Genomic DNA, 23,579 nt, shown 5'->3' with positions numbered 1-23,579 from the left:
AGGTTTTTCCGTGTTAAATCAAAATAATGACCCTTTTAATGCTTTTGAAGCGAAGACAGAAGCTCAGAAGTTATCTTTTGCACCAATCGTGTTCCAGACCGCCAAAACGCTTCGAGATTTAGGTATTTTAGCCGCTTTAGACAGCGCTGGCGCACAAGGCATGAGTGCCACAGATATTGCCGAGAAAACGGGAGTATCAGAATATGGTGTTAAAGTACTGTTGGATATGGCGATTAGTGCGCATATTGTTTTATGGGAACGACCTAACTATTCGCTTGCAAACCTTGGTTTTTACCTTCTTCATGATGGTATGACGAATGCAAACATGGATTTTACGGCAGATGTTTGTTACGCCGCGATGATGCATTTGACGGAAGCAATTCAAGAAGGTAAACCGTCTGGTTTGAAAGAGTTGGGCAATTGGGAGACCATCTATCAAGGTCTATCGACGTTACCAGAACAAGCCAAACAGAGCTGGTTTAAGTTCGATCATTTCTATTCGGATCGCTCGTTCCCACTTCTGCTTAAAGAGGTATTTGCAAGCAAGCCAAAGCATCTTGTGGATATTGGCGGAAATACGGGAAAATGGGCGATTCAGTGTTGTAAACATGACCCTGACGTTCAAGTGACGATTGTTGATTTACCGCAACAATTAGAAGTAGCGATGAAGAATGTTTCAGAAAACCAGTTCGTCGAGCGTGTACGTCCATACCCTGCAAACATGCTTGATAAAGCACAAACATTGCCTGAGCATGCTGACGTATGGTGGATGAGCCAGTTCTTGGATTGCTTTTCCCCAATTGAGATCCTCAATATCCTTAAAAAAGTTAAAGCCCAGTTAACGAAGGGAGATACTATTTACGTATTGGAGCTGTTTTGGGATGCTCAAAAATACGCGGGAGCTTCCTATAGCCTTAATGCCACTTCTCTTTATTTTACCTGTTTAGCTAACGGTAATAGTCGCTTTTATCGCAGTGATGATTTCTTAGAAATTGTCGAAGCGGCAGGTTTATCTGTCGTTGAAAGAACCGACAATATTGGCCTTGGTCATACCTTATTAAAACTACAAGCAAACTAAATTCAGAATGAAAACAGAGCTCAAGCAAGTTGTTGTCGTAGGAGCGGGGCCATCAGGTTCAACCGTTTCTGCCTTATTAAAATCGCGTGGCATAGATGTTGTTGTCTTAGAAAAAGCGACTTTTCCACGTTTTTCCATAGGAGAAAGCCTACTCCCTGCATGTATGGAAGTTGTTGAACAAGCAGGAATGACCAATGCAGTAAAGCAGTTTGGCTTCCAGTATAAAGATGGTGCTGCATTTCGTCGTAATGGCGTATACACCCAGTTCGACTTTACAAACAAATACACGCCAGGACCGGGCACGACGTTTCAGGTTCAACGTGCCAGCTTTGATAAAGTATTGGCAGATAGCGCTGAAGAGCAAGGCGTAGAGATTCGCTATCAGCATGAACTGCTCAATCTAGTGTTTGAAGGGAAAAAGTCTCGATTAGAAGTGCTCGACTCAAATAAGAAGGCTTATCAAATCGAAGCAGATTTTGTGTTGGATGCAAGTGGCTTTGGGCGTGTTTTGCCACGCTTGTTGGAGCTAGAAGAACCTTCTTGTCTTCCGCCTAGAAAAGCGATCTTTACCCATATCGAAGATCATATCTCTCCCCAAGAGCCGGAATACGACCGCAACAAAATTTTAATTTCAGTTCATCCTGAAAATCACGACGTATGGTACTGGCTAATCCCATTCTCTAATGGTACTTGTTCGTTTGGTGTGGTGGGTGAGCCAGAATTTTTCGAACAATACCCAGAAGATAAGATTGCAGCGTTGCAGCAGTTAGCCAATGAAGAGCCGGGTTTGGCTTCTTTGTTGCGAAATGCGAATTACCCGAATCCAGCAGGCGAGTTGGGTGGCTATTCTGCTAACGTCAAACGTTTAGCGACAGAGCACTACGCGTTGCTTGGTAATGCAGGTGAGTTTCTTGATCCTGTATTTTCATCGGGTGTCACTATCGCCATGAAATCGGCAGAGTTTGCAGCGGACTGCGTGGTTCGTCAGCTGAATGGTGAAAAGGTTGGTTGGCAAGAAGAGTACTCGCAACGCTTAATGGTGGGAGTGAACACATTCCGCACTTATGTGGAAGGCTGGTACAACGGCACGTTGCAAGATGTGATTTTCTATCAAAACCCGAACCCACGTATTAAACAGATGATTAGTGCGATTTTGGCTGGATATGCTTGGGATACGAATAATCCTTACGTAAAACAAAGTGAGCAGCGTTTGTCGACGCTTGCAGAACTGGTTCGGGAAGCTGAACTGTAAGAATATACATTCGCTTATCCGAGAATCAGTAAACCTAGGTCTTACCAAAAAAATTGGTAAGACCTTTTTAATGCCTCTTTACTTTTACTTCTAGCGTGTTGGAGACACATTGACCACTTACATCGGTGTGTATCGAATTTGAGAATTTTTATGGTGACATTGATCACATCTAGAATTCCTGTTGCTGATATTTATATTAAATTTGTAGGAAATGGATTACATTCTGGGAGTGTTCCCTACATCTGGCTTCGTTGTGAAAACGGTTTATAAGCAACTGTATAAGTTAGTAAAGTTCCAAAAACTACACCAAAAAAAAGACAAGTTTCTTACCAAATCAATTCGCTTGGTGAGTTCGAGCCATCGACTACGCCAAACGCTTCCTCTACTTTCTAAAATTGTCGAAGAACATGACGCATCAACGGTCTCTTCGATTGCAGATCCCGAGAACGCGGTAGCGTGGGGAGGTAAAGTTTCTCCAGAGTTCAAATCTAAAGTCATCCGTATTAGTAAAGAGCTAAAGATCAATCATAATCATCTTATGGCGTGCATGGCATTTGAAACTGCTGAAACTTTCAGTCCAAGCATCAAAAATGGTTCCGGAAGCGGGGCTACAGGGTTAATTCAATTTATGCCCTCTACCGCAGAGTCATTAGGAGTGAACACAAAGACTCTTGCGAGAATGAGCGCGCTTGAACAACTTGACTATGTGAAAGCGTACTATTGGCCCTATCGAAATAAAATTAATAGCTTAGAAGATGCTTACATGGCCATTCTCTACCCTGCTGCGATTGGTAAACCGCCGTCTTTCGTTTTGTTCAGACAAGGCTCAATTGCCTATCTACAGAATGCAGGTATCGACCGCCACAAAACGGGGAAAATCACGCTTAATGATGTTTCCTACAAAGTGAGGAAAAAATTAGAAAAAGGTTTGCAGCCCAATTTCATGGGCTAAGATTGTGTCATGTTCCTAGTTTTTCGCGCATGAATCCTTCTGTTACTTCACGGGGATTCTGATACACTACGCGCCCATTTCCTCTGTTGAGACCTTTCTATGCCATTTTCTAAGCTTGGTTTAAGCGCATCGATTGCTGATGCAGTAAAAGCGCTAGGTTATGAAAAACCCACATCTATCCAACAAAAAGCCATTCCAATCGTATTGCGTGGCCGCAATTTAATTGCAGCAGCGCAAACGGGCACAGGTAAAACGGCCAGTTTTGTTCTGCCAATCTTAGAAAAGCTTAGTCGAGGCGAAACGCAACGTAAAAAACGCGCTCGTGCGATTATCCTAACGCCAACACGCGAACTTGCGCTTCAGGTTCATCAAAGTATTGAAGCTTATGGTAAAAACTTACCATTACGCTCAATGGCGATGTTTGGTGGTGTGGATTATGCACCACAAAAACAAGCCTTGATCGAGGGTGTCGATATTGTGGTAAGCACGCCTGGGCGCTTGATTGATCTGTACGGTCAACGCGCGATTCACTTTGATGAAGTGGAAATGCTAGTGCTTGATGAAGCCGACAAAATGTTGGATATGGGATTCATCGATGCGATCGACAAAATCGTCGACTGTATGCCAGAACATGTGCAAAGTTTGCTGTTCTCAGCGACGTTATCTAACCCTGTTCGTGACTTGGCGAAAAATGCGATTATTGATCCTGAAGAGATCACGATTGCAAAGCACAGTGCCTCAAAATCAAATATTAAACAGTGGATCACGACCGTCGATAAAGACATGAAGTCGTCGCTGTTAAGTCACTTGCTTAAAGAAAATGACTGGTCGCAAGTACTGGTATTTATTGAAACTAAACACGGCGCAGCCAAACTGGTAAGCCAACTTGAGAAACGTGGCATTGTGGCAGAAGCATTCCACAGTGGCCGTAATCAGCGTGTTCGCCAGGAATTAATAGAAAAGTTTAAAGCGGGTGAAATCCAGTACTTAGTCGCAACCGGCGTTGCTGCGCGCGGTATTGATATTGATAATCTGCCAGTTGTCATCAACTACGATTTACCTTACCCGGCGGATGAGTATGTACATCGTATTGGTCGTACAGGTCGTGCTGGCGCGAAAGGTGAGGCGATATCACTGGTTTCAAAAGACGACTTTAAGAACCTCTGCATGATTGAAAGTCGTTTAGGGCACTTGCTAGAGCGAGTGGAAATTGAAGGTTTTGCGCCAAGAAAGCCAGTACCAATTTCAATTTTAAATTACGTGCCTAAGAATAAACGTAAACCGCACGATAAGCGCGAATCAAAATAGCCAGTTTATCCCATGATCTAAAAGCCGCATTCTTGCGGCTTTTTGCGTTTTAAGGCATCCAATTATGTAGCCATCGCGACGGTTTCTATTCGGTAATGAGGAAAAAAGTTAATCAGTGTCATACGCTTAACACGTAAAGTGAATCAAGGTGCGTTAAGCTTTTGTCAATTATCTGTCCGCAGGTTTGCACAAGGTAAGGAATGGGCGCAAACTTTTTTGCTTGCTAATGAATGCATAAGATGGGGCACAAATGAAAACAGGTGATAAGCAATTCGCCGTTATTGGTCTTGGCCGATTTGGTTTGGCAGTGTGTAAAGAGTTACAAGATTCAGGCGCTCAAGTTTTAGCCGTTGACATCAACGAAGACAGAGTTAAAGAAGCCGCCAGTTTTGTTAGTCAGGCGGTTGTGGCTAACTGTACTCACGAAGAGACGGTTGCTGAGCTCAAACTTGATGATTACGACATGGTGATGATTGCCATCGGAGCGGATGTCAATGCCAGTATTCTTGCGACATTGATTGCTAAAGAGGCGGGAGTAAAGTCAGTATGGGTTAAAGCCAACGACCGTTTCCAAGCTCGTGTTCTGCAAAAAATTGGCGCAGACCACATTATCATGCCTGAGCGTGACATGGGGATACGTGTCGCGCGTAAAATGCTCGATAAACGGGTTCTTGAGTTCCACCCATTAGGCAGTGGCTTAGCTATGACGGAGTTTGTGATTGGCTCTCGTTGGATGGGTAAGACACTAAGTGATTTGGCTCTGTGCAAAGTCGATGGCGTGCAAGTGCTAGGGTTTAAACGGGGCCCAGAAATTACCAAGGCACCTGACCTTAATACCACACTAGAAATTGGTGACCTAATTATTGTGGTCGGCCCTCAAGATGCGCTCGCAAATAAATTAAAATCGCTATGACGTATTTTCATCAGAAAGGTGTTTTTTACGCACCAGATGGTAAACAAGAGAAAGCGAAAGGCAACGAACCGCGAATTATATTGCTCAGTTTTCTCGGTGTTTTACTGCCTTCTGCGGTATTGCTAACCTTGCCAGTTTTTTCTGTTACGGGACTGTCGATAACGGATGCTTTGTTTACCGCAACGTCCGCTATTAGTGTGACAGGGCTTGGTGTTGTCGATACTGGGCAACACTTTACGCTTGCGGGCAAAATCTTGCTGATGTTTTTAATGCAAATCGGTGGGTTGGGGCAGATGACTTTGTCGGCGGTCTTACTCTATATGTTCGGCGTGCGTTTGAGTTTGCGTCAACAAGCGCTGGCGAAAGAAGCATTAGGGCAAGATCGGCAAGTCAATCTAAACCGACTAGTAAAGCGGATTGTTGTTTTCGCGCTTGTTGCAGAAACGATCGGGTTTATTTTTCTCTCTATCCGCTGGGTCCCTGAAATGGGCTGGAAGACTGGTATGTTTTACGCCTTGTTTCATGCAATTTCTGCATTTAACAACGCTGGGTTCGCGCTGTTTTCTGACAGTATGATGAGCTTTGTGAATGATCCGTTGGTTATCTTTACACTGGCGGGGCTATTCATTTTTGGCGGGCTTGGTTTTACTGTTGTGGGTGACATCTGGCTAAACTGGCGCAAAGGTTTCCACTTTTTGCATCTTCACACCAAAATCATGCTGATTGCGACACCGATATTGCTCTTAGTCGGAACGATGATGTTTTGGTTACTTGAGCGAAGCAACCCAAACACAATGGCGTCTTTACCTGCAACAGGGCAATGGTTGGCGGCATTCTTTCAATCTGCGAGTGCGCGAACGGCAGGGTTTAATAGTGTTGACTTGGCGTTGTTTACCCAGCCGGCCTTACTGGTCATGATTGTTCTGATGTTAATTGGAGCGGGTTCCACCTCAACGGGGGGCGGTATTAAAGTTTCCACATTTGCTGTTGCGTTTATGGCTACGTGGACCTTTTTACGCCAAAAGAAACATGTGGTTATGTTTAAGCGAACCATAAATTGGCAAACTGTGACTAAGTCATTGGCAATTATCGTTGTGAGCGGAGCCATCCTGACAAGCGCAATGTTTTTATTGATGCTTACCGAGAAGGCCAGCTTTGATAAAGTTATGTTTGAAACCATTTCCGCATTTGCCACAGTGGGGCTCACCGCCGGTTTGACTGCGGAACTTTCTGAACCTGGTAAATACATTATGATCGTGGTGATGATCATTGGTCGTATTGGGCCGCTCACGCTTGCCTATATGTTGGCACGTCCTGAACCTACCTTGGTCAAATACCCAGAAGACGCCGTTCTTACAGGTTAATATAGCGTTAAACAATGGCCGCGCGACCATTACGAGCATTGATTAATAGCAGTGCTCGTACATTTATAGAATATGTGGAATGTTGCCCAGTTTTACCTACAAATTCGTAGAAGTTCATTTCTTCTTCCTTTCGTTTCGATACTATTCATTCACTCAATTTATATTCTCAGAAGCTACGCTCATAACAGCGTTTTGGAATCCGACGCTTTTGTAGTGTGACACCAAACTACGTCGTGTTATCTGAGCGAATTGATACCAGCCTTCGTCAATAGTCACTCAGTCTTACTCTATGCCCATAGGGTTACTTTGTGTTTGTTGTGCTTGGTATTAATTAACGAATCGAAAAGATGGAGTCGTACTTTGAAATTCAACACACTCGCCATGGCTATGCTAACTGCGCTTCTTGCAGGGAAGAGCATGGCAACTACTCCGCCATCACCGGTTTGGCATACTATTGCGTTGAGCGATGGTAGTTCCAGTGAGGCAATTCTACGTGGAACGGCAGATTTCCACTGGTTTGAAGATAAGCAGGGCAATGCCTTACTTCAGGAAGACGGCGTTTGGTTTTTCGCGCGGATTCAGCGCGAGTCAGACACGCCAATATTGATCTCGACAGGTGTGGTGAAAACGCAGTCGAGTGAGCCACCTGAGTCGGCGAGGTTTCGCCCGGATTTACAAGTTAAACCGCAATTATCTTCTCTAAAAACCATTGAACCGATGGCACGAAAAAACCTACTGCGTTCGGCGCAAGGTTACCAGGCGATGAGCAGTTCAACGGTGAAGCAGCAGCCCCTATTGGTTGTGCAAGTTTCGTTTGATGACCAAGCAATGGTGCACGATTTTGAGCAACGCGTATTTAATACCAATGGTCAAAGCGTTGTGGATTACTTTGATAAAAACTCTCAAGGTAAATTCAAAGTTGTTCCTGCACTTGAGAGTTACGGCACCGCCAATGACGGTGTGATAGATGTGACTGTGGCACAAAGCCACCCTAACTGTCACTCTAGTTCTACTGATAAGACATGCACCGCCAAGTTGAATGCGGTTTTCACCGAGGCTTATCAAAAACTGGATCCATACTTTAATCTTTCGGCCTACGACAGCAATCAAAATGGTACCGTAGAACCGTCAGAACTCTCTGTCATGTTTATTTTTGCGGGGGGCGATCGTTCAACAGGGGTTCTCAACCGTCCTGCTATTTGGCCGCACAAATTCTCTCACGATGATGTCACACTAGATGGTAAAAAGATCACAGACTATTGTGTGTTCGCTGACTATCAAGTTGATCATCAAGCGACCTTGGGCGTGATCGTACACGAGCTTGGCCACTTAATGCTTGGCTTACCGGATTTGTACGCAAGGAACAGTGATGCCTCGATCGGCTCTTGGGGCGTGATGGGTGGCGGTTCATGGGCGCAGAAACCGGGAGATTCATACGCTGGTGACACTCCGGTGAACATGAGTGCATGGAGCAAACACGCTGCTGGTTTTGTTGTACCAACGGTAACTCATGAAAGTCCAGCGCCTATTTCTGTGAACAACGACGATGTCAAGCTGGTGTATCTCGACCCGTACTTGAAAGAGTTTGGCCCACGTGTTTACTTGGAAAATCGCACCTTTAGCGGTTACGACCGAGCATTGGCGGCTGAAGGTATCCTGGCGACGTCGGTCAATGTCCAGAACCGCTTTAATGATGTTGGCGCGATGCAGGTTCAAATCATGCAGGCTGATGGTCTGAATGAGTTAGAAAATGATGGTAGGAGTGACGCTGACGATTTGTACCCTAATGGTGGCGATGTCATTTCAGATACATCGACCCCGGGTCTGAGAGCGATCACAGGGTTTGATACTGGGGTTCGTATTTCCAACATTGCCAGCAACACCAACGGCGGTAGCTTTTCTCTTGAGCATACAAACGAACCAAATAAATCAGCATGGCTGAACTCTCTTCATCAAGGTTATGTGTACGCGAGTGGGAGTAACACTCTGGCGGTGTCACTGGACTTGAATAGTGATACAGAGCTTGATGGCCTTCAACTTTACGCGCAAAGAGATAGCGCTCAAAGTGACATGACTTATCGAGTTTGGCGATTCCCATTTTCTGGAAACATTGGCTATCGATTAATATTGAATCAAAACAACGCTGAGCTTTTACAGCAAGGTAACTTCCAAAAGTCATCTCGAATTTTATTCCCTCAATCAAGCCAATTGAGTGCGGGTCAGCATTTATTGGTCGTTGAATTGGAAGGCGGTCAATTTGATGCAAACTTTGACTTCGGCCGCTTGCTAAAAACTGAAAAAGCCTCCCTACCTGTAATGTGGACTGGTGATTACAGTGAGATTGGCACGTTTGGTCTAGAAAAAGCCGGGTTCTCTTATATTCCGTTTGCAGCATTATTAAATGTGGATGCGAGCAACTTGGTTGAAGCGAAATCTGATTCGTTACAAACCAATAAAAATACGCCAATCAAACTGAACCTGATGGACAATGATTTCATGGCGGTAGGGTATCAGTTCAATGTGGACATTGTGCAGAAGCCTGAGCACGGCACCATCTCTGGCAACCAGTACCAACCTGAAGCTAACTTCGTTGGTCTGGACACTTTCCAATATCGTTTGTTGTCGGTTGATGGTGCGTACTCATCTTCAATCGTGAATGTGCAGGTGGAAGTGCTTGGCAGCAACGAAGCGCCAGTGGCCGTGATTGATGTTGATAATAAAGACATGACGGTTGGGCAGCGAGTCACGTTGTCTGCGTTAAATAGTACGGATGCTGATGGTGACGTGTTGAGTTATAAATGGGAGCAGTTGGCTGGCACTTCAGTTTCTCTTGGCAATGCAACCAGTGTTAGCACAAGCTTTACGGTGCCTCAAGGTGCAAAAGCGGGTGAGGTTCTGACATTCCGTTTAACCGTGACTGATCCTAGTAATGAAACGTCCAGTGCTACCGTCGATTTAACCATGAAAAACGCAGCGCCACTTACGCTTGCAGATACGGCGACCGTTGCCGTTGGTGAAAGTATTCTGATTGATGCAGCGAGCAATGATTCGGATGTGAACGGCGATAAACTGGTTGTAGAAAGCGTACAGAACGTAACGGGTGTGGGAAGTGCGAGTGTAGAGAATGGCAAAATCCGTTTTCAAGCACCGGATAGCCCTACTGACGGCATCAAGCTGCAATATACGGTTTCAGACGGTCATGGTGCCACTGCTACGGGGGAAGTTATCGTGACGGTTGTTGCTTCTTTGAAGACAACGACATTCAAGAACTCTGAAGGTAGCGGCAGTGTTTCTTATTGGGCTTTGATGTTACTTGCAACATTAGGCTGGCGACGTCGCGTCTAAAACGGTATTGAATTGCGGTATAAGCCACTCACATTGAGTGGCTTATTTTTTATCTGATCTATTTTGGTTTCGTTCTCATTGTCTTATGAGATGTGTTTCTCATTATTTTTAAAGCGATTTTTCTACTCTGCGGTTACCCTAGGGGCCGATTTTTATGAACTAAGGATGTTATATGTCTACCGAGGGCTTTTCTGTTTCGGAAATATGCCGAGAAGCGGCAGTGATGGTCAGAAGGAATCTACTCGCAATTGTTATTGCTTGTATTCCGTTGATTATCGTGCACTCAATTTTTGCTTTTATGTATCCTGAAATGACGGGGCAAGATCAAGCGAACGTTCAAGAAGGCAATGTCGCAGGATTTTATTTCGTCACAATTATTTTGTACCCACTTGTTGCCGCTATGGCGGCTGTGCGTGTGCATCGAATTTATTTAGCCAGCGATTACATGCACTCTGCGTTGGATGTATTTCGTTTGTCAGCTCGAGAATTCCGTTTCATAGGCTGGTGGATACTGTTTGGACTGATGATGATGCTCGTTATTGGTATGCCGATCTTTGTGTTGTCGTTTATCTACATTGCAGAAAGTGGTGAAGCCGACTTTGTTGCTATGGCTATTATCACAACGATTGCAAGCATTCCTGGCTATTGGGTAATGGCGCGATGGTCATTTGTGTTGCCAGCGACTGCAATGGATCATCAGCCGCGCAGTTTGCGTCGTTCGTGGAACCAGAGCAGAGCATACAACAAACAAGTATTCATTTTGATGGGACTAATTCCATTGGGTGCGGGCTTGCTCAGTCAGCTGATCTTTAGCCACTTTACGAATCTCTTTATGTTGAGCTTCGTCGGTGTGGCCTATGGTATTTTTGGCGCGTACCAGCTGGCATTGTTATCGTTGAGCTATAAAACGGTAGTGGATATCGAACGCGCTCGTTTTGATACGCCATCACAGCCACCAAAAACGGGTGAAGAATTTTCCGCTTAACCCTTTGATCGTTTTTACATGCTACCTCCGTTTAGGAGACGGTCTGCGGCAGGTTGATACCTTCCTGCCGCCTTCGCGTTATTCACGCAAAATACCCATGCCCATTTCATGGCTGAATGACAGGGACATTCACACGTATACTCACAACAGTACTTCTTTTTATTAAGGAACCCTACATGTCCATTTGGCAACGGGTCAATTTCACCCATCGCTTTAGTCAATTACCGTCAGCGTTCTATACGTTGGTCGAGCCACAACCCTTGGACAACACTCGCTGGGTCGCTTGGAATGGTGAGTTTGCACAGCAGTTTGGTTTACCAGAAGAGCAAAACGATGAGTTATTGGCGGTTTTTTCTGGGCTAAGTGAATTCGAACAATTTCGTCCTCTTGCGATGAAATATGCAGGCCATCAGTTTGGCGTTTACAACCCAGATTTGGGCGATGGACGTGGATTACTGTTGGCAGAAATTGAGCATCAGAATGGTACTTGGTTTGATCTTCACCTCAAAGGTGCAGGGCTAACGCCTTACTCGCGAATGGGAGATGGGCGAGCGGTATTACGCTCAACTATCCGTGAGTACCTGTGCAGTGAAGCCATGGCGGGCCTTGGGGTTCCCACGACACGTGCTCTCGGTATGATGGTCAGTGATACACCTGTTTATCGAGAAAAAACGGAATCGGGCGCTTTGTTACTTCGAATGGCTGAAACCCATGTTCGATTCGGTCACTTTGAGCATTTCTTTTACACCAACCAGTTAGCAGAGCAGAAGCTGTTGGCGGATAAGGTGATTGAGTGGCACTTTGCTGATTGTGCATCGGCGGAGAAACCATATGCCGCGATGTTTGACGCCATCGTGACTAAAACAGCCGAGATGATCGCATATTGGCAAGCTTTTGGTTTTGCGCATGGTGTGATGAATACCGATAACATGTCAATTCTTGGGCAAACTTTTGATTATGGTCCGTTTGGCTTTCTTGATGATTATGAGCCGGGATACATTTGTAATCATTCAGACTACCAGGGTCGTTACGCATTTGATCAACAGCCTAGAATTGCGCTTTGGAACCTGTCAGCACTGGCGCATGCGCTATCGCCACTCGTTGAACGAGAAGATTTAGAATCGTCGTTGAGTCAATTTGAAGTTCATTTAAGCCAGCAGTTCAGCCGCCTCATGCGTGAGAAGTTGGGCTTAAAAACTAAGATAGCGGAAGACGGGCGTTTGTTTGAAGCTATGTTTGAGCTTCTTCACCAGAACAAAACGGACTACACTCGCTTCTTCAGAACACTTTCAAACCTTGATAATGCGCCTTCCCAAGCCGTAATCGATTTATTTCTCGACCGAGAAGCAGCGCGAGCTTGGCTTGAGCTGTATTTAGCTCGGTGTGAGCTAGAGGTTGATGAACTAGGGGGCCTGATTTCAACCGAACATCGTTGCAAACAGATGCGTCAAGCCAATCCCAAATACATCTTGCGTAACTACTTGGCTCAGTTGGCGATTGATAAAGCGGAAGAAGGGGACTTTAGCGAATTACACCGATTGTCCGAACTGTTAAAACGCCCATTTGATGAGCAACCCGAGTTTGATGATTACGCGAAATTGCCACCGGAATGGGGGAAGAAAATGGAGATAAGCTGTTCTTCATAAATGGGTCATTTCCCACCCATTTGTATCTTTTTCTTGGGTGGAATTCACTCGTTACACTTCTGATTCATGTTGATGGGCTTTGTTAATTTATTGAAATGAATATAAATTTTAACATGGTCCATTAATTGCTCTTTGTTGAACATCCGTACCCATCGCCTAACACCTAGTTACTCATGGACGGGATGGGATGTGATTCAACAAGGAGAATAATAATGTTTAAGCCTCTAACTCTACTATCTGTCTCTGCACTTGCTGTTACCAGTTTTAATGCTGCCGCAAATTGTGACCCGGGTGAAACGGTCATCAAGTTTAGCCATGTAACGAACGCGGACAAACACCCTAAAGGCATCGCGGCTTCGTTACTTGAAAAGCGCGTCAACGAAGAGATGAACGGTAAAGTCTGTATGCAGGTGTTTCCTAACTCAACACTTTATGATGATGACAAAGTGTTGGAAGCGCTACTGAATGGTGATGTTCAACTCGCTGCTCCTTCTCTTTCTAAGTTTGAGAAATTCACCAAGAAGTACCGCCTTTTCGATCTTCCTTTCTTGTTCGATGATGTCGACGCGGTTGACCGTTTCCAAAACTCGGAAGCGGGTGAAAAGCTGAAAAATTCAATGAAACGTCGTGGCCTACAAGGCATTGCGTTTTGGCATAACGGCATGAAGCAAATGTCAGCCAACAAGCCGCTCATTTCTCCAACTGATGCTGAAGGACTTAAGTTCCGTGTTCAAGCGTCTGATGTACTCGTTGCTCAGTTTGAGCAGCTAGGTGCTAACCCACAAAAAATGTCGTTCAAAGAAGTTTACGGCGGCTTGCAAACTAAGGTTATTGATGGTCAAGAAAATACTTGGTCAAACATTTACGGCAAAAAATTCTTCGAAGTTCAAGATGGCATTACGGAAACGAACCACGGAATTCTGGATTACTTAGTTGTGACGTCAAACGACTTCTGGAAAAACCTACCAGATGATCAGCGCGAGCAGTTAAATACCATTATTCAAGAGGTAACTGCGCAGCGTAATGCTGAGTCAACCAAAGTAAACCTTGCGAATAAGAACAATATCATCGAAGCCGGTGGTGTGGTTCGTACTCTAACGCCAGAACAGCGCCAAGAGTGGGTCACTGCACTTCAACCAGTATGGAAGAAGTTCGAAAAAGACATTGGTTCTGACCTAATCGAAGCCGCTTTGGCGTCTAACCAAAAATAATAACAGCTAGCACATTTAGCCCTCTCAAACTGAGGGGGCTCTTTCCCCCTACAGACGACGTGATGTAATTATGGAACAGACTTTTTTTGCCAAGGCTGGACGAATCACCGATGCCATTGAAGAGACTTTGATTGCTTTCTTCTTGGGTGCCATGACCTTGCTGACCTTTGCCAATGTCATCTTTCGTTATGTCTTTAACGACAATATTCTTTGGGCGCTTGAGCTCACCGTTTTCATGTTCGCATGGATGGTGTTGGTTGGCGCATCTTATGGTGTGAAAAAACACTTTCATATTGGTGTCGATGTCATTATTAACATCGTTCCGGAAGGTAAACGAAAAGCCCTGGCGCTTTTTGCAGCAATGTGTTGCTTAGCCTTCTCTATTTTGCTGTTAATTGGCGCTTGGAACTACTGGTATCCGTTCGCTACCGACCGAGCGTGGTATGAAACGGACGATATTCCGATGCCTGAAATACTCCAGTTCATGGCCGACTGGTTAAATGAGGGAGAGCGTTATGAAAAGCTGCCACGTTTTATTCCTTACTTCGCTTTGCCACTTGGAATGGCGCTACTAACGTTTAGATTTGTTCAAGTCACGTGGCAAATCGCTACTGGTAAGCTCGATCGCTTGATTGCAGGACATGAAGCGGAGGAAGAGCTCGAATCTCTTAAAGCTGAGATGAGTGACGCTGAAGACGTAATGGCTCCAAAGGCCTCGCAAGACGCTAAAAACAAGGAGCAATAAGCCATGGATATCTTATTTCTATTTTTGATGGTAATTGGCTTTATGCTGGTTGGCGTGCCAATTGCTATTTCGCTGGGCCTTTCCAGTGTTCTTTTCCTTTTAATGCATTCGGATGCCTCTTTAGCGTCAGTTGCTCAAACGCTGTTTAATGCATTCGCGGGCCACTACACGCTATTGGCTATTCCATTCTTTATATTGGCTTCAAGCTTTATGTCGACGGGTGGCGTAGCAAAGCGGATCATTCGTTTCGCCATTGCCATTGTAGGCTGGTTCCGCGGCGGTTTGGCGATGGCTTCGGTTGTAGCGTGTATGATGTTTGCCGCGTTGTCAGGTTCCTCACCTGCAACGGTTGTTGCCATAGGTAGTATTGTTATCGCAGGTATGATCAAAAACGGTTACTCAAAAGAGTTTGCCTCTGGGGTAATTTGTAACGCAGGTACGCTAGGGATTTTGATCCCACCTTCGATTGTGATGGTGGTGTATGCAGCCGCAACGGATGTGTCAGTTGGACGTATGTTCCTTGGTGGTGTGATTCCCGGTTTGCTGGCGGGTGTCATGTTGATGATCGCGATTTACATTGCCGCGAGAATCAAGAACCTTCCAAAGCAACCTTTTGTCGGTTGGAAAGAAACTTTTGATGCCGCCAAGGATGCAAGCTGGGGCTTGTTGTTGGTCGTCATCATTCTTGGTGGTATCTATGGCGGTATCTTTACGCCGACAGAAGCCGCTGCGGTTGCTGCTGTGTACTCATTCTTTATTGCTAACTTTGTATACAAAGACATGGGGCCATTTGCAGACAAGAAAAACACTAAACCTGCGCTCGTTAAAATCTTCCAAACCTTTGTTCATAAAGACACGAAACACACCCTGTATGAAGCGGGCAAACTCACCATCATGCTGCTGTTCATCATTGCTAATGCCTTAATTTTGAAGCATGTTTTAACGGAAGAACGCATCCCGCAAATGATCACCGAGTCGATGCTCTCGGCTGGTCTCGGACCCATCACTTTCTTGATTGTGGTGAACGTCTTGTTGCTGATTGGTGGTCAGTTCATGGAGCCATCAGGCTTGTTGATCATTGTTGCGCCGCTCGTGTTCCCAATTGCGATTGCATTAGGTATAGACCCAATTCATTTGGGCATAATGATGGTGGTGAATATGGAGATAGGAATGATAACGCCGCCCGTGGGTCTTAACTTATTTGTGACCGCTGGTGTTGCCAAAATGTCGATGATGAACGTAGTGAAGGCAGCATTACCCTGGGTTGGAGTGATGTTCTTGTTCCTAATTATCGTCACATATGTACCATGGGTTTCGACTTGGTTGCCTACTACCTTGATGGGGCCGGAGATCATTACCAAGTAATGGAAGCCAGAAAGTAGAAAGAGGTGTGAGAATTCACACCTCTTCGTCTATTGACTTGTAGCAAGTTTTGCGCGGGTCTGAATTAATTCGACGTTCATAGTGTCGCCACCTCTTTTTATTTTTACGACGCTCTTCACCGAATCTTCTCTCTTCTTGATAGCAACCGTCTACGAGCACGGTATCTGTAACAATCGGTATTCTCACTTTTTCGTTCATATCTGTAACAACCATGATAAACCTGTTGTTAAAAATTATGATTCAAGTTGAATATAATGCCAGTTATCTGAACGTGTTTTATTTGTAAAGGTCTTTATTTATTTGGTAGCGCTGCATCTTGTCGTAAAGGGTTTTTCTTGGCACATTCAATTGGCACATTGTCTGTTTAATACTACCGTTGTTTTCTAATAAAGCGCCTTCAATGGCTGCTCTCTCAAACTCCGCTACTTGCTCTGCAAGGCTTGAGGAAGACTTAGCGACTGGGTTCGATTCTCCCAACTGAATTAACTTACCCAATAGCACAAAACGCTCTGCAGCATTTCTGAGTTCTCGAACATTGCCAGGCCAGTCATGGCTCATCAGTTGCGCTAGATCTTGGGGTGACAAGCTAGGTGAGCTTTTGCCATAACGTGAAGCTGCTACCAACAGAAAGTGGTGAAAGAGGGCGGGAATATCTTCTTTTCGTTCGCGTAGTGGCGGGAGATCCAAGGTCACGACATTGAGCCGATAATAGAGATCCTGACGGAAAGTACCTTCTTCAGCTGCGTGTTTTAAATCGACCTTTGTTGCGGCAATCACTCGAATATCTAAAGGCAATAATTCATTGGAACCGACACGCTCAATCACGCGCTCTTGTAATACCCTCAATAAACGAATTTGGGCTTGGATAGGCATCGACTCGATCTCATCCAAGAAAAGTGTGCCGCCTTGTGCAAACTCAAATTTACCGATACGACGGCTTTCGGCGCCAGTGAATGCGCCTTTTTCATGGCCGTAGAGTTCACTCTCAATTAAGTTCTCTGGAACCGCTCCACAATTTACGGCGACAAAGTTTTGGTTCCGGCGAGAGCTTTGCTCATGTAAAGAGCGAGCGATTAACTCTTTCCCTGTACCGGTCTCACCAAACAATAAAATATCGGCGTCGGTATCGGCGATTTGGGTGATGGTCTCTCGTAATATTTGGATGCTAGAGGTTTCACCAATAACTCGTGGACCAAGGGTTTTACTGGCTTTAAGTGACAGGCGCAGTTTTTCATTTTCATTGGTTAGTTTGCGCTTCTCAATCGCCCGCTTAACCGTTTCAACCAAATGTTCTGGCGCAAAAGGTTTCTCAATGAAGTCGTAAGCGCCTTGATGAAGGGCTTGCACAGCCATGGAAATATCACCGTGTCCCGTGATCATGATGACGGGTAAGTTTGCATCGCGTTGAGTCAAAGTTGTCAGCATATCCATACCAGAAATGCCCGGCAAACAGATATCAGTGACCACGACGCCAGCTTCTTCTCCTTGCTGCATCGCTATTAAAGCCGATTCTGCATCCACAAAAAACTTGGCGTCGATATCCGCCAGTTCAAAGGTCTGTTCTATAGCGATTCTGAGATCGGCCTCATCATCAATAAAAAACACCTGACACATGATCTTATCCTTTTGATGGTTCAGTGTTGTAAGAAGTGATAGGTAAACACAATGAGAATCGAGCGCCGCCTTGTTCTCGATTATGGGCACATAATTTTCCATTCATACTGGCTAAGATTTGTTGCGAGATAGAGAGACCCAAACCTAAACCGTTCAGTTTAGTGGTTAGAAACGGCTCACATAAATCAGAAAGTGAGAAAGAGCCAAGCCCTGGGCCATTATCATCAACATGAATCCAAACCAAATCAGTGTGCTCATCGTGTTCTACAGATAATTCTACCTGTTTGTCTTGTTGTTCTTTGAGTGCTTCTATCGCATTAGTCAGTAAATTGACCAACACTTGCTCCAGTTGAATAGTATTGATCTGCACTTCAACATCATGCTCTGGCAAATTTGTTTCTAACGTAACGCGCCCTGATTTAAATGCGGGCTTCATCAGTTCTTTTACAGAGGCAATCACAGGGAACAATCGAGATTGAGCCAACTCGTCACCACTGGTTTTTTTGGCGAAAGAGCGAAGTTGCTGACTGATATTTGCCATACGGTCAGTGAGAGCAGAAATGCGAGTGAGATTATCTTCCACTCGCTCATATTTTTCTTTTTTTAGAAACAGCTTGCCGTTCTCCGCAAAGCTACGAATTGCCGCAAGTGGATTATTCAGTTCGTGGCTGATACTGGCCGACATTTGTCCTAACACCGCGAGTTTCGCTGCTTGCACCAATTCGTCTTGAGTAACGCGTAAAGTTTGCTCGGTATCGATACGCTGTGCGATCTCCGCTTGCAACTCGGCAGTCCGTGCCATGACTTGATATTCCAACTTTTGATTGGCTTCTTGTTGAATTCGTTCAAGTTGCAAGTGACGCTGTTGACGGTGATAGATAAGCTGACCAATTAAAAACAAAACCATGAATGCTAGAGTGAGTACAAAGATGTAACCCATGGTGAACCAAACGATCGACTGTTTAGGAGACAGCACACGAATAGTCAGTTTGAGTTCGGGAAGGGGCAGCGAAGAGACCACCAAGGTTCCTTTATTGTATGGGTAACCCTGTTTAAGCTCAGAATGCACCTCGTCCAAACTACCCACTAATCCAAGCGTTTCAATTGGCGCATCAAGATATTGTTGGCTTGCCCAAACTTGCTTTTTCTCTTTTTTTGTCAGTGGTTGTAAGCTTTTGAGTAGCCATTCACTTCGGCTACTCATGAAAACAATTCCGTATGGGTCGCTGGCGACAAAAACACTGTTAGGTTGCTGCCAGTTGTCCTCTATCTTACTTAGGTCCATCTTCACCACGACGACACCAAGTACACCGCCAGCGTATACGATGGGATAAGAATAGTAGTAGCCACGTTTACCAGATGTTGAGCCCAGTGCGTAGTATTGGCTTCTTTTGCCTACAATGGCTTGTTTGAAATAAGGGCGAAATGCAAAATTTCGCCCGATAAAGGAGCGCTCTTTACGCCAGTTGCTGGCTGCGATCGTTGTACCCCATTGATCGATTAAGTACGTATCCGCTGCTTCAATCACGCCATTAACGGATTCTAAATACCGATTAGTGATTTCCAGTTGCGCACTGTTGTTGGGGTGCTGAAGCGCTTGATAAAGAGGATCATCTTTAGCTAGAAGATTTGGGATATGGGCGTACTTATCGAGTTTATTTTTTATATGGCCAGAAAACTGCTCCAGCTGTGATTGGTGTTTATCAAGTAGAGATTGATAACTGGTCTGCCAAACCCAATGGCCACCGATAATTGCGCACAGGAAATAGAAAGCAAAAAATGTCAGCAGAATCCGTTTTTTTTGCGACATCCTTACACTCCTTACAACTTCCTTTGGTCACGTAAGAAAATGTTAATAGTTTGTAGGAAGGATTAGGGATTTAGTTTTCAACTCTGTGGAGTAAAACAAGAGCAAGATCTCTTTTTAGGCTTTTCGATAAAAAAACCGGTCGATTCTCTTGAAAAAGTCGCTATTGTCCCCATTCTAGATATGCTGGCGATGCTTAGACGGTGTCTGAATCGCATTTTTGAAGAAAAAATGGGTCAGCATTCGAGAATTTAGCGCAGACAATGTCCACATAGTGGCTATTGGCTCGACAGGGTTGCGACAGATCGCTAGAATGTCGCGTCTAAAAATTCTGTCCTGAGGCTAATAGGAGATACCTTTGGTTATTTTATCGAAGATATCACTGATTAGTCCGGTACTGACAACCAGTATCGATACTCGATTTTAAATTAGGTGTTCGGACAGAACACTACACAAGGATGAAGCGTAAGCTCCTCTGAGTTTCGCTCATACGCTCGGAAAACCGAGCCACTTTAGAGGTTTATATATAATGCAAGTTACTGTTGAAACGCTAGAGGGCCTAGAGCGCCGTCTAAACATTACTGTTCCAGCTGCAAACATCGAAGACGCTGTAACAGCTGAACTACGCAACATCGCTAAAAACCGTCGTTTCGATGGTTTCCGTAAGGGTAAAGTGCCTCTAAAAATGGTTGCTAAGATGTACGGCAAAGCAGTACGTCAAGACGTTCTTGGTGAAGTAATGCAACGCCACTTCATCGAAGCTATCGTTAAAGAGAAAATCAACCCAGCTGGCGCTCCAACTTTCGCTCCTGTAGAGAACAAAGAAGGTTCAGACCTAGTTTTCACTGCAACTTTTGAAGTTTACCCAGAAGTTGAGCTTAAAGGCCTAGAGAGCATCACTGTTGAAAAACCACTAACAGAAGTTAAAGATGCAGACGTAGAAGAGATGATCGATACTCTACGTAAGCAACAAGCAACTTGGGTTGAAGTTGAAGAAGCAGCAGAAGATGGCAAACGCGTAAGCATCGACTTCGTTGGTTCTATCGACGGTGAAGAGTTCGAAGGCGGTAAAGCTGAGAACTTCCCTCTAGAAATGGGTGCTGGTCGCATGATCCCTGGTTTCGAAGACGGTATCGCAGGTAAAACTGCTGGTATGGAATTCGACATCGACGTGACTTTCCCAGAAGATTACCACGCTGAAAACCTAAAAGGTAAAGCAGCTAAGTTCGCAATCAAAGTGAACAAAGTTGAAGCTCGTGAACTTCCAGAACTAAACGACGAGTTCGTTGCTAAGTTCGGTGTTGTTGAAGGTGGTGTTGAAGCACTTAAAGCTGAAGTTCGTAAGAACATGGAACGCGAACTTAAGCAAGCTGTTAAGAACCGCATCAAAGAGCAAGCGATTGACGGTCTAGTTGAGCAAAACGACATCAACGTACCATCAGCGCTTATCGAGCAAGAAATCCAAGTTCTACGTCAACAAGCTGCACAACGCTTCGGTGGTAACCCAGAAGCTGCTGCTCAGCTTCCACGTGAACTGTTCGAAGAACAAGCTAAACGTCGCGTAGTTGTTGGTCTTCTACTAGGTGAAGTAATCAAATCTGAAGAGCTAAAAGCGGACGACGAGAAAGTTAAAGCTCTAATCGAAGAAATGGCTACTGCATACGAAGATCCATCAGAAGTTATTGCTTACTACGAGCAAAACGAAGAAATGATGAACAACATGCGCAACGTAGCTCTAGAAGAGCAAGCAATCGACGCGATCATCGCTAAAGCACAGGTTTCTGAGAAAGAAGTAGGCTTCAACGAGCTACTTAACCAACAACAACCTGCTGCTTAATAAGCAATATCTTGCGTAGAAGGTTGACTTAACGTTAACTATTCTGCTAACAATGGTCCGTATGATAGTCATCATCCGGGCCATTTATTTTAGGGACATAAGAATATGAGCTACCAAGAAAAAAATGCAATGTCGCCAATTATGGACGCGCTAGTACCAATGGTGGTTGAACAAACTTCCCGAGGCGAACGCTCTTACGACATCTACTCACGTCTGCTTAAAGAGCGCGTGATTTTTTTAACGGGTCAAGTGGAAGACCACATGGCAAACCTTGTCGTGGCTCAGCTACTTTTCCTAGAATCTGAAAATCCAGATAAAGATATTTTCTTATACATCAACTCTCCAGGCGGCAGCGTAACAGCAGGTATGTCTATTTACGATACCATGCAGTTCATTAAGCCAAATGTGAGCACAGTATGTATGGGTCAAGCATGTTCAATGGGTGCCTTCCTGCTTGCAGGTGGTGCGCCAGGTAAGCGTTATGTACTGCCTAACTCACGTGTAATGATCCACCAACCATTGGGTGGTTTCCAGGGTCAAGCTTCTGATATCCAAATCCATGCTCAGGAAATCCTGACGATTAAACAGAAGCTAAACAAGTTGTTAGCAGAACATACAGGCCAACCTCTTGAAGTCATTGAGCGCGATACTGATCGTGATAACTTCATGTCATCAGAGCAGGCTGTGGAATACGGTATCGTGGATGCAGTGTTAAGCCACCGTGGCGAGTAATTAGCCAGCGCATTTTGGCAAAAATTGATATACACTCATTCATGAAGAGTAAAGGCTAAGAGGTTAGCGAATGACAGATAAAAGCAAAGAAAGTGGCAGCGGTAAATTGCTGTACTGTTCTTTCTGCGGCAAAAGTCAGCACGAAGTTCGCAAGCTAATCGCAGGTCCGTCAGTGTACATTTGCGACGAGTGTGTCGACTTATGTAACGATATTATTCGCGAAGAAATCAAGGATGTTCTCCCTAAGAAAGAATCTGAAGCGTTACCAACGCCAAAACAGATCCGTGAACACCTTGATGACTATGTGATCGGGCAAGATTACGCGAAAAAAGTGCTCGCAGTTGCGGTATATAACCACTACAAGCGTTTACGCAATGGTGATACAACGAGCGAAGGTGTGGAGCTTGGTAAGAGTAACATCCTTCTAATTGGTCCTACAGGTAGCGGTAAAACACTACTTGCGGAGACATTAGCTCGATTCTTGGATGTGCCATTTACAATGGCAGACGCGACGACACTAACCGAAGCCGGTTACGTAGGTGAAGACGTTGAAAACATCATCCAAAAGCTTCTGCAAAAATGTGATTACGATGTAGCTAAAGCAGAACGCGGCATCGTTTACATTGATGAAATTGATAAGATTTCACGCAAAGCTGAAAACCCATCTATTACGCGTGACGTATCTGGTGAAGGTGTTCAGCAGGCGCTACTAAAACTTATCGAAGGTACGGTTGCATCGGTTCCACCTCAAGGTGGTCGTAAGCATCCTCAGCAAGAATTCCTACAAGTGGACACATCTAAGATCCTGTTCATCTGTGGTGGTGCTTTTGCTGGCTTAGACAAAGTGATTGAGCAGCGTGTTGCAACAGGTACAGGTATTGGCTTTGGTGCTGAAGTTCGTTCGAAGAATGAATCGAAGACGGTAGGTGAGCTATTTACTCAAGTTGAACCTGAAGACTTAGTGAAGTACGGCCTCATTCCAGAATTCATTGGTCGTCTACCTGTAACAACAACACTGACTGAGCTTGATGAAGAAGCGTTGATTCAGATCCTATGTGAACCGAAGAACGCACTGACCAAGCAATATGCAGCATTGTTTGAGCTAGAAAACGCTGAACTTGAATTCCGTGAAGATGCGCTGCGCGCTATCGCGAAAAAAGCAATGGAGCGTAAAACAGGTGCTCGTGGCTTACGCTCGATTCTTGAAGGCGTGCTACTTGAAACCATGTACGAATTACCATCTGCAACAGACGTTAGTAAAGTCGTGATTGATGAGTCCGTCATTAATGGCGAGTCAGAGCCACTGCTTATTTACAGTAACGCAGACAATCAGGCAGCTGGAGCAGAGTAAATTCAGCCATAATGAAAAAGGAGGTAAGTAATTACCTCCTTTTTTTATTTCTCTTA

General features: G+C 44.8%; 18 protein-coding genes and 1 pseudogene. 16 read left to right on the top strand and 3 right to left on the bottom strand.

Annotated features, from left to right (window positions below):
• Positions 1 to 10 precede the first annotated feature (10 nt).
• The 12 genes from R7Z49_RS16825 (at position 11) to R7Z49_RS16770 (ending at position 16,164) form a co-directional block, all read left to right on the top strand.
• Entirely contained in the window at positions 11 to 1,078 is a 1,068-nt protein-coding gene (locus R7Z49_RS16825; protein WP_053307501.1) for a class I SAM-dependent methyltransferase, read from the top strand.
• 7 nt (positions 1,079 to 1,085) lie between these two features.
• Positions 1,086 to 2,330, top strand: coding sequence for an NAD(P)/FAD-dependent oxidoreductase (locus tag R7Z49_RS16820; RefSeq protein WP_025766964.1), 1,245 nt, complete (start codon positions 1,086 to 1,088; stop codon positions 2,328 to 2,330).
• A gap of 211 nt (positions 2,331 to 2,541) precedes the next feature.
• Positions 2,542 to 3,282 (top strand): transglycosylase SLT domain-containing protein, encoded by a 741-nt coding sequence (locus R7Z49_RS16815; protein WP_318111845.1) that lies wholly within the window; start codon positions 2,542 to 2,544, stop codon positions 3,280 to 3,282.
• A 99-nt stretch (positions 3,283 to 3,381) separates the two neighbouring features.
• Complete coding sequence (locus tag R7Z49_RS16810; RefSeq protein WP_005382264.1) at positions 3,382 to 4,590, top strand: DEAD/DEAH box helicase; 1,209 nt, start codon at positions 3,382 to 3,384, stop codon at positions 4,588 to 4,590.
• A gap of 250 nt (positions 4,591 to 4,840) precedes the next feature.
• Positions 4,841 to 5,503, top strand: coding sequence for a potassium channel family protein (locus R7Z49_RS16805; RefSeq protein ID WP_005388291.1), 663 nt, complete (start codon positions 4,841 to 4,843; stop codon positions 5,501 to 5,503).
• Positions 5,500 to 6,867 carry a TrkH family potassium uptake protein gene (locus R7Z49_RS16800; RefSeq protein WP_064353721.1) on the top strand — a complete coding sequence of 456 codons (1,368 nt, stop codon included), beginning with the start codon at positions 5,500 to 5,502 and terminating at the stop codon, positions 6,865 to 6,867. Before R7Z49_RS16805 ends, R7Z49_RS16800 begins: the two co-directional genes overlap by 4 nt.
• Before the next feature lie 360 nt (positions 6,868 to 7,227).
• Positions 7,228 to 10,212 (top strand): M6 family metalloprotease domain-containing protein, encoded by a 2,985-nt coding sequence (locus R7Z49_RS16795; RefSeq protein WP_238855143.1) that lies wholly within the window; start codon positions 7,228 to 7,230, stop codon positions 10,210 to 10,212.
• 172 nt (positions 10,213 to 10,384) lie between these two features.
• Positions 10,385 to 11,197 carry a sugar transporter gene (locus R7Z49_RS16790; RefSeq protein WP_170897194.1) on the top strand — a complete coding sequence of 271 codons (813 nt, stop codon included), beginning with the start codon at positions 10,385 to 10,387 and terminating at the stop codon, positions 11,195 to 11,197.
• A 176-nt stretch (positions 11,198 to 11,373) separates the two neighbouring features.
• On the top strand, positions 11,374 to 12,843 hold the full coding sequence (locus R7Z49_RS16785; RefSeq protein WP_318111844.1) for a protein adenylyltransferase SelO: 1,470 nt from the start codon (positions 11,374 to 11,376) through the stop codon (positions 12,841 to 12,843).
• Between the two features lie 212 nt (positions 12,844 to 13,055).
• Positions 13,056 to 14,054 (top strand): TRAP transporter substrate-binding protein, encoded by a 999-nt coding sequence (locus tag R7Z49_RS16780; RefSeq protein WP_017634784.1) that lies wholly within the window; start codon positions 13,056 to 13,058, stop codon positions 14,052 to 14,054.
• Between the two features lie 70 nt (positions 14,055 to 14,124).
• Positions 14,125 to 14,799: a TRAP transporter small permease gene (locus R7Z49_RS16775; protein ID WP_005384308.1), complete on the top strand. Its 675-nt coding sequence runs from the start codon at positions 14,125 to 14,127 to the stop codon at positions 14,797 to 14,799.
• A gap of 3 nt (positions 14,800 to 14,802) precedes the next feature.
• Complete coding sequence (locus R7Z49_RS16770) at positions 14,803 to 16,164, top strand: TRAP transporter large permease (RefSeq protein WP_005382255.1); 1,362 nt, start codon at positions 14,803 to 14,805, stop codon at positions 16,162 to 16,164.
• A 33-nt stretch (positions 16,165 to 16,197) separates the two neighbouring features.
• On the opposite strand, the gene R7Z49_RS16765 is transcribed toward R7Z49_RS16770, so the two are convergent.
• From R7Z49_RS16765 to R7Z49_RS16755, 3 genes are all read right to left on the bottom strand, one after another.
• Positions 16,198 to 16,380 carry a hypothetical protein gene (locus tag R7Z49_RS16765; protein WP_021034161.1) on the bottom strand — a complete coding sequence of 61 codons (183 nt, stop codon included), beginning with the start codon at positions 16,378 to 16,380 and terminating at the stop codon, positions 16,198 to 16,200.
• Between the two features lie 78 nt (positions 16,381 to 16,458).
• Positions 16,459 to 17,796, bottom strand: a complete 1,338-nt coding sequence (locus R7Z49_RS16760) for a sigma-54-dependent transcriptional regulator (protein WP_005382254.1) — start codon at positions 17,794 to 17,796, stop codon at positions 16,459 to 16,461.
• Between the two features lie 4 nt (positions 17,797 to 17,800).
• Positions 17,801 to 19,606 (bottom strand): ATP-binding protein, encoded by a 1,806-nt coding sequence (locus tag R7Z49_RS16755; RefSeq protein WP_171346065.1) that lies wholly within the window; start codon positions 19,604 to 19,606, stop codon positions 17,801 to 17,803.
• 39 nt (positions 19,607 to 19,645) lie between these two features.
• On the opposite strand from R7Z49_RS16755, the pseudogene R7Z49_RS16750 reads away from it, so the two are divergent.
• From R7Z49_RS16750 to clpX, 4 genes and pseudogenes are all read left to right on the top strand, one after another.
• Positions 19,646 to 19,858: pseudogene (locus R7Z49_RS16750) on the top strand (hypothetical protein).
• A 274-nt stretch (positions 19,859 to 20,132) separates the two neighbouring features.
• A complete protein-coding gene (gene tig / locus R7Z49_RS16745; protein ID WP_005382251.1) occupies positions 20,133 to 21,440 on the top strand; it encodes a trigger factor in 1,308 nt (435 codons plus the stop codon).
• Positions 21,441 to 21,545: 105 nt separating this feature from the next.
• Complete coding sequence (gene clpP, locus R7Z49_RS16740) at positions 21,546 to 22,172, top strand: ATP-dependent Clp endopeptidase proteolytic subunit ClpP (RefSeq protein ID WP_005382347.1); 627 nt, start codon at positions 21,546 to 21,548, stop codon at positions 22,170 to 22,172.
• A 70-nt stretch (positions 22,173 to 22,242) separates the two neighbouring features.
• Positions 22,243 to 23,523 carry an ATP-dependent protease ATP-binding subunit ClpX gene (gene clpX, locus R7Z49_RS16735; protein ID WP_005382345.1) on the top strand — a complete coding sequence of 427 codons (1,281 nt, stop codon included), beginning with the start codon at positions 22,243 to 22,245 and terminating at the stop codon, positions 23,521 to 23,523.
• Positions 23,524 to 23,579: the final 56 nt, after the last annotated feature.

The sequence above is a fragment of the Vibrio sp. 1562 genome, assembly GCF_033340155.1.
In the GTDB taxonomy this organism is placed as follows: Bacteria; Pseudomonadota; Gammaproteobacteria; order Enterobacterales; family Vibrionaceae; genus Vibrio; species Vibrio alginolyticus.
The sequence above is the reverse complement of the archived record's forward strand: the minus strand, read 5'-3'. Positions and strand labels throughout refer to the sequence as shown.

Coding starts and splice junctions, on each gene's coding strand:
- R7Z49_RS16820 (WP_025766964.1), top strand. CDS start 1,086: ATGAAAACAGAGCTCAAGCAAGTTGTTGTCGTAGGAGCGGGGCCATCA.
- R7Z49_RS16815 (WP_318111845.1), top strand. CDS start 2,542: ATGGATTACATTCTGGGAGTGTTCCCTACATCTGGCTTCGTTGTGAAA.
- R7Z49_RS16810 (WP_005382264.1), top strand. CDS start 3,382: ATGCCATTTTCTAAGCTTGGTTTAAGCGCATCGATTGCTGATGCAGTA.
- R7Z49_RS16805 (WP_005388291.1), top strand. CDS start 4,841: ATGAAAACAGGTGATAAGCAATTCGCCGTTATTGGTCTTGGCCGATTT.
- R7Z49_RS16800 (WP_064353721.1), top strand. CDS start 5,500: ATGACGTATTTTCATCAGAAAGGTGTTTTTTACGCACCAGATGGTAAA.
- R7Z49_RS16790 (WP_170897194.1), top strand. CDS start 10,385: ATGTCTACCGAGGGCTTTTCTGTTTCGGAAATATGCCGAGAAGCGGCA.
- R7Z49_RS16785 (WP_318111844.1), top strand. CDS start 11,374: ATGTCCATTTGGCAACGGGTCAATTTCACCCATCGCTTTAGTCAATTA.
- R7Z49_RS16780 (WP_017634784.1), top strand. CDS start 13,056: ATGTTTAAGCCTCTAACTCTACTATCTGTCTCTGCACTTGCTGTTACC.
- R7Z49_RS16775 (WP_005384308.1), top strand. CDS start 14,125: ATGGAACAGACTTTTTTTGCCAAGGCTGGACGAATCACCGATGCCATT.
- R7Z49_RS16770 (WP_005382255.1), top strand. CDS start 14,803: ATGGATATCTTATTTCTATTTTTGATGGTAATTGGCTTTATGCTGGTT.
- R7Z49_RS16765 (WP_021034161.1), bottom strand. CDS start 16,380: ATGAACGAAAAAGTGAGAATACCGATTGTTACAGATACCGTGCTCGTA.
- R7Z49_RS16760 (WP_005382254.1), bottom strand. CDS start 17,796: ATGTGTCAGGTGTTTTTTATTGATGATGAGGCCGATCTCAGAATCGCT.
- R7Z49_RS16755 (WP_171346065.1), bottom strand. CDS start 19,606: ATGTCGCAAAAAAAACGGATTCTGCTGACATTTTTTGCTTTCTATTTC.
- tig (WP_005382251.1), top strand. CDS start 20,133: ATGCAAGTTACTGTTGAAACGCTAGAGGGCCTAGAGCGCCGTCTAAAC.
- clpP (WP_005382347.1), top strand. CDS start 21,546: ATGAGCTACCAAGAAAAAAATGCAATGTCGCCAATTATGGACGCGCTA.
- clpX (WP_005382345.1), top strand. CDS start 22,243: ATGACAGATAAAAGCAAAGAAAGTGGCAGCGGTAAATTGCTGTACTGT.